Origin of the sequence: Methylobacterium sp. E-046 (assembly GCF_022829625.1) — a bacterium.
In the GTDB taxonomy this organism is placed as follows: Bacteria; Pseudomonadota; Alphaproteobacteria; order Rhizobiales; family Beijerinckiaceae; genus Methylobacterium; species Methylobacterium longum.
This window is the reverse complement of the sequence record NZ_JAKSYP010000098.1, coordinates 1-6,173: the sequence shown is the minus strand read 5'-3', so window position 1 is coordinate 6,173 and position 6,173 is coordinate 1. Positions and strand designations below refer to the sequence as shown.

The window sequence follows — 6,173 nt, the reverse complement described above, 5'->3', positions numbered from 1 at the left end:
CATCATTGCGGCCGTCGCAGCAATGATCGTCACGCCCGCCCTCGCTCAGGTGATCGAGACCCCCACCAGCACGACCGTGGTTGTCCCACGTGGCGCCCCCGGCGTCGTCACACGTCAGCCAGGTTCAACCGGGGAGGAAGGTGCCGCTTCCTACTCGCCGACTGGTCGCGCTGCAGACAGCATCTCGAACGACTCGGCTGCGTCGGGTAATGAAGGCCAGCCTTCGCGAATGGGTTCGACGGGTAGCGGCGGCGGCAAATAACGCTGAGGATCGTTGATGCCTCAATATGCTTTTCTTGGCTTGGGGCTGTCACTGATCCTTTTCTCTGGGTCTGCACTCTGTGCCGAGCCTATCGTCGGCCGTGCCTCCGTAACCGACGGCGACACAGTGGTGATCCGTGGCACCCGCATCCGCCTACACAGCGTCGACGCCCCGGAAAGTGCTCAGGTTTGCGAGGATGCCAACAACCAGGAGTACCGCTGCGGGCAGTCAGCAGCGCTTGCGCTTTCCGACCATATCGGCGAGGCGAACATCTCTTGTGAGCCACGGGCCACGGACCGTTACGGGCGTACGGTCGCCGTTTGCCGCAAGGGCACCGAAGACCTGAATGCCTGGATGGTCACGCAGGGCCACGCCATCGCCTTCCGCCGCTACTCCGCGGATTACATCGGGCAGGAGAAAGAGGCGCGCACTCGCAAGAGAGGGCTTTGGGCCGGTACGTTCGAGGATCCTTCCGACTGGCGCCGACGGAGGCGGGGTGGTCGGGGTGAGACGCTGCCCGGAGCCGAGATGCCGCGCGCCACACAAGAAGCCATGACCTGTACGATCAAGGGCAACATCTCTCGTTCGGGCAACCATATCTATCACCTGCCCGAGAGCCGCGACTATGCTCGTGTCACGATCGACGAGCAGGCTGGCGAGCGGATGTTCTGCTCTGAGGCCGAGGCCCTAGCGGCCGGTTGGCGGGCGCCTCAGAGGTAGTTTGCCAAGGCTACAGCCTGCCCTTGCTCGATAAGCCCGACGCTCTCCCCCAAACGCCTGAAGGCGCACCAGAGTGACCTCATCCTGACGATGGCCGAGTACGAAGGCATCTCGGCTGGTAGCACCTTCCGTCAGGTCGCCGAATTGGAGAACGTCATCGCCGCAGTCGAGGTGGTGGCGGCTGAGGAGGTGGATCCAGAGCGCCGTACCAGCCCCGCGGCGGGGGAGCCACGGGGCGCTTAGAGGTTATTTGCCGCTCGGCGCAGCACCGCTGCCGGTCGTACCGTTGCCGGAACCGCTGCCTCCGGCGGCGCCCGGCGTGCTGACGGGCGGACCACCGCTGGTGCCAGGACCCGTACCGGTGCTCATCGTACCCGTTCCCATCGAGCCAGCACCGCCTTCCATGGACTTCTGGGAGTTGCTCTTCACGGAGCCCGGGCTGTTCATGTTGCCCTCGGTGCTGCCGCCACCGGCTGCGGTCTGAGCCATCGCGGCACCTGAAGCTGCAAAGGTCAGCGCAGTGGCGAGGGCGAGTGTCTTCATCGACATAGTATTTTCCTCCGGACGGATCCGTTTGATCGGTCCTGGGCTGAACGTGACGGCACACACTATCGTTCGACCCGTCACCGGGTTTGAGTTTACAGATCCCGCTGCCGTCGCAGGCGCAGAGCCAGGATCAACGCGCCAGGCCAGCACAGCAGACTGAGCAGGGCGACTGGGATGATGGGACGACCCTTCCACCAGACGATCATGACCGGTAGGAGCAGGACTGGGATCGCCGCCGCGAGGAAGGCCCAGGACTCAAGGTTGGACAGATCCATGTGCGATCCGTAGCAGCCTTCTGCCGCTACGCTTTGTTCACGTCCGGTGGCACAGTGCGGCCCCATGCCGATCCGGCCCGAACACCGCTTCTTTTATCCCATCGACTGGCCACAGCTGTCTGCTGTGATCCGCTTCGGCCGAGCCAAAGGCCGCTGCGAGGGCTGCGGACGGCCGCACGGGCAAATGGTCTACCACCTCGGCGACGGGCGCTGGTGGGACGCTGAGGATCACCGCTGGCGCGATGGCTGGGGCAAGCGGATATGGATCGCAGCGGGGACCGACATCCTCGGCCGCGCCCGCCGGACTCGGGTGGTCCTAGCTGCTGCGCATCGCAATCACGACACCGCGAACAACGCGGACGCCAACCTCGCGGCCTTCTGCCAACGCTGCCACATGATCCACGATCGCCCCGAACATCAGAGGCGGCGCTGGCGCACGCTGTTCCGACACAAGGCCCTTGGCGACCTGTTCGGCGGACCCTACGCCTGAGCAGGCTGACGCTTGATCTGTGGGGCTGCAGGTGTCGCCACAACGCAAGGAGCGGCGCCTGAACCTTCCACGATGCCGACCAGCTCAGCTTCAGTCAGCGAAGCACCATCCGGATCGGTGATGGTGATGTCCTGACGCTCAGCCGCTTTGAAGTCGCGTAGCTTCCGCAATGCCCATTTCGCTGTGGGCAGCTGTAGGTGACGATCCTCTTCTAGCGACCCTTTGGACGACGTAGAGGCGGCGCTGGCACGGTCATGGATCGACAAGCGTCCGGCTAAGTCCAGCGAATTCATCAGCGTTACGATTGTGCGGATGAGACTGAAGTAGCCAATGTGAGCACCTACGACGGCATCAGCTGCACCTTACCGCCGCCGATGCACTTTGCGTCGGGACCCGAGTCTCTCCTGGATGCGATCAACAATCGGTTCCCCGAACCTGGGTTCACCGGATATCTCAGCGGGCTGCCTGCTCTCGCCCAAGCCAAAGTTGCCCTCTCGGGAGCTGGGTAGGTCCCCGTCCGGAAACGAAGGCTGATCACACATCTCGCTCGCGGTTCTCACTCGTGTGTCGGACCTCGACCGCTCATCGTTTGGTCGTTCACAGCAGAGAGCCCGCGCATCCGCAGCGGATCGTGGCTTGCTGAAGATATAACCCTGCACCTCGGTACAGCCCTCGCGGCGAACCAGTTCGAGCTGCTCGATCGTTTCGACACCCTCGGCGACGATGCCCATGCCCATCCGTTCGCCAATGCTCACGACCGCCCGCACGATCGCGGCCGCATCCGGGTCGGCGATGTCTCGGATAAAGGATCGGTCGATCTTGATCTTGTCGAAGGGGAACCGCCGCAGGTAGCTCAACGACGAGTACCCTGTACCAAAATCATCAAGCGCCAAGCGCACGCCCAGCGCGCGAAGCCGGTGTAAGACCGCGACGGCCTGCTCTGGGTTCTGCACCAGCAGGCTTTCGGTCACCTCAAGCTTCAGACGCCCTGCCGGGAGACTAGTCGCCGATAGGGCAGCCACGACAGCCTCCTCCAAGCCGCCGCGGAATTGCACCGCTGAGACGTTGACGCTGACGCGCACGAACGCGGGCCAATTCAGCGCCTCGGTGCATGCCTCTCGCAGCGCCCAGGTGCCCAGCGGCGCAATCAGCCCCGTTTCCTCGGCCACTGGGATGAACTCGCTCGGCGAGATCAAGCCGTGCACGGGGTGCTTCCAGCGCATCAGGGCCTCGAAGCTAACGATCGCCCCGGTCGTCACGTTGAAGATCGGTTGGTAGACGAGGAAGAAGTCGCCGCGCCGGATCGCCTCCTTCATGTCGATCGCGAGCAAACTGCGCGTGGCGGTGCGCGCATGCGCCTCGGCCTCGTACATCCGGTAGGTGTTGCGGCTCGCGGCCTTCGCCTGGAACAGCGCCATGTCGGCACGCTGGAATACACCTTCGGCGTCGGTACCGTCGTCAGACAGAAGCGCGACACCGATGCTTACACCGATGTCGATCACGGTCCCGTCGAGCAGCAGCGGCTCATCCACCGCGGCTATGATGCGTTCACATGCTCCCCTGACGGCCGCATCGCCATCGATATCAGATAGGATCATCGCGAACTCATCGCCGCCGAGCCGAGCGACCGTGTCCGCGTCGCGCACGGCCGAGCGGAGGCGCTCGGCCACTAGATGCAGCAGCCGGTCTCCCGCGAGATGCCCGTAGGTGTCGTTGACGACCTTGAAGTGGTCGAGGTCAAGCGCGAGGACGGCGTGGCGGTTCGGCGCCAGGGCGGCCCGGCGGAGCGCATTATCCAGATGCTCGCGGAAGAGGTTGCGGTTCGGCAGGCCGGTGAGTGCGTCGTACAACGCCATGTGGGCGATGCGGGCCTCCGCCTCCTTGCGGCGCGAGATGTCGATCAGCGTGCCGACCAACCGAAGCGCCCGACCGTCTGGGGCACGAGCGGCCACACGAGCGCGGGCGAGCACCCAGAATGCCTCGTCCTTCGCCTGCCCCACGCGGTACTCGCATTCGAGTGTGGGAGTCTGCCCCCGCAGGTGCGCGCGCGTAGCGGCCGTGACGCGCTCGCGATCGTCCGGATGGATTGCCTCAATCCAGCCCGACATGGTGGGCTGAGCGCGCTCGCCCACGAGCCCCAGCCTGTCGCGCCAGCGCTCGGACACCCAGGTCGTCCCGTCGATCAGGTTCCAGTCGAACAGGCAGTCCTCACCGCTGTCGAGCGCCAAGGCGAGTCGCTCCTCGCTCAGGCGCAGGCGGGCCTCGCTGGCGCAGCGGCGCGTGATGTCCGTGTACGTGCGCACATACCCGCCGTCCGGCAACCGCACTACGCGCACCTCCAGTCTCGTGCCATCGGGGCGCTCACGCTCGTACACGTCCGGCAGGCTTGCGAGATCGGCCGCGTCCAATGCTGCGACCAGGGGCGCTGGGCTGGTCTGGAACTCGCCACGCGCAACCTGGAAAGCGTTGATGGCACTGTAAGGACTCCCGTCGTGCAGGACGGTCTCGGGCAGGTCGAGGAGGTCGCGCGCACGCCGGTTGTGCAGGCGCACGCGCCGGTTGGGGCTGTAGACGATCAGGCCCTGATCCATGCTTTCCAGGGTGGTGCGCAGGAGTTCGTTGCTCTCACGGAGGCGCGCCTCTACGCGCGCGTGCTCGGTCGCGTCCAGCACCACGCCGTAGACGGCCGTCACGAGGCCGTTCGCGTCCCGGACCGGCACACCACGGACAGTGATGACGCGCTCCTCGCCGTTCGGACGGATGATGCGCCCGCGCCGCTGGTAGCCACCGATGGTCTCAGGATCAGTTCCGACCATCACCGCGTCCAGGCGACGGCGGACTGTCTCCCGCTCCTCTGGATGTTGAAGCAGCAGGTACGCGTCGAGGTCGATCCGCCCTGAGGCGGGCAGCGGACGGTCGAAGATCGCCGCCGCCCCATCGGACCACGTCATCGTCCGTGTCGCCACGTCGATCCGCCAGTGGCCGAACGAAGCGGCCGTCTCAGCCACGCGCTGCGCGTCCTGTGCCGTGCGCAAGGCGAGGCTCTCGGCCGCGCGTGCGCGCGTGCTTTCGTGCAGCCGCAGGTGCGCCACGACGATCTCGGCGAGATCGCGAAGCTGACGCGTCTGCTCACCCGAGAAGCTGCGCGGGACCGTGTCCTTGACGCACAGCGCGCCGACGCGGACGCCCGACCGGAGCACGAGCGGCGCCCCCGCGTAGAAGCGGATGCCGGGTCCGCCTGAGACCAACGGACTTGTAGCGAAACGCGCGTCGGCAGCGGCGTCCTCGACGACGAAGACCTCGTCGGATGTGATCGTATAGGTGCAGAACGACGCGTCGCGTGGGCTCGCGCTCATGTTCGTGCCGCACTTGGCCAGAAACCACTGCCGGTCCTCCTCGACGATGGAGACGAGGGCGATCGGCACGCCGAACAGATCGCGTGCCAACCGGCAGACGGCATCGAAGTGCGCCTCTACAGGCGTGTCGGTGATCGCCAGATCAGTCAGGGCGGCGAGCCGCGTGGCTTCGTTCGACGTATCCCGTGCCATCGATCATTCCCACCGGATCGACACGGCAACAATTGAACGGTTAGGCCGCGGGAGATCGTATCTCGCGCGCCCTAACAAACACCTCATCTCCTGATGGCAGCTATAGTAGAAATTGGCATAGACAGATCAGCCGCGACGATTCGTAGCAGATCTCGCGCGACTGTCGTTCCAGAGGTCGAACGCTAGCCGACCGCCCGCGCAGCCTCGGACACCTGGCGTGTGGCTGCATCGACCTGCTCGCTCGCCCGGGCGATGGCCTCCATGCCGCCGGCGATCGTCGATACCCCGTGCGCGGCCGTGTGCATGCTGCCCGACATCTCGCGCGTGACGGC

8 protein-coding genes are annotated in these 6,173 nt (G+C 65.4%); 4 read left to right on the top strand and 4 right to left on the bottom strand.

Annotated elements, in window-relative coordinates; all coding sequences use genetic code 11:
• Position 1: 1 nt before the first annotated feature.
• The 3 genes from MKK82_RS09360 (at position 2) to MKK82_RS09350 (ending at position 1,225) form a co-directional block, all read left to right on the top strand.
• Positions 2-262, top strand: coding sequence for a hypothetical protein (locus MKK82_RS09360; protein WP_243985430.1), 261 nt, complete (start codon positions 2-4; stop codon positions 260-262).
• A 15-nt stretch (positions 263-277) separates the two neighbouring features.
• A complete protein-coding gene (locus MKK82_RS09355; protein ID WP_243985428.1) occupies positions 278-982 on the top strand; it encodes a thermonuclease family protein in 705 nt (234 codons plus the stop codon).
• A 90-nt stretch (positions 983-1,072) separates the two neighbouring features.
• Positions 1,073-1,225 carry a hypothetical protein gene (locus MKK82_RS09350; protein ID WP_243985427.1) on the top strand — a complete coding sequence of 51 codons (153 nt, stop codon included), beginning with the start codon at positions 1,073-1,075 and terminating at the stop codon, positions 1,223-1,225.
• A gap of 3 nt (positions 1,226-1,228) precedes the next feature.
• Here the strand turns inward: MKK82_RS09350 and MKK82_RS09345 are convergent, their stop codons facing one another.
• Positions 1,229-1,531, bottom strand: a complete 303-nt coding sequence (locus MKK82_RS09345; RefSeq protein WP_243985425.1) for a hypothetical protein — start codon at positions 1,529-1,531, stop codon at positions 1,229-1,231.
• An 89-nt stretch (positions 1,532-1,620) separates the two neighbouring features.
• Positions 1,621-1,803, bottom strand: coding sequence for a hypothetical protein (locus MKK82_RS09340; protein WP_243985423.1), 183 nt, complete (start codon positions 1,801-1,803; stop codon positions 1,621-1,623).
• Between the two features lie 64 nt (positions 1,804-1,867).
• On the opposite strand from MKK82_RS09340, the gene MKK82_RS09335 reads away from it, so the two are divergent.
• Entirely contained in the window at positions 1,868-2,293 is a 426-nt protein-coding gene (locus MKK82_RS09335; protein WP_243985422.1) for a hypothetical protein, read from the top strand.
• On the opposite strand, the gene MKK82_RS09330 is transcribed toward MKK82_RS09335, so the two are convergent.
• Positions 2,284-2,586 (bottom strand): hypothetical protein, encoded by a 303-nt coding sequence (locus MKK82_RS09330; protein ID WP_243985420.1) that lies wholly within the window; start codon positions 2,584-2,586, stop codon positions 2,284-2,286. The genes MKK82_RS09335 and MKK82_RS09330 overlap by 10 nt on opposite strands.
• 69 nt (positions 2,587-2,655) lie before the next feature.
• Entirely contained in the window at positions 2,656-5,841 is a 3,186-nt protein-coding gene (locus tag MKK82_RS09325) for an EAL domain-containing protein (RefSeq protein ID WP_243985418.1), read from the bottom strand.
• Positions 5,842-6,173 lie beyond the last annotated feature (332 nt).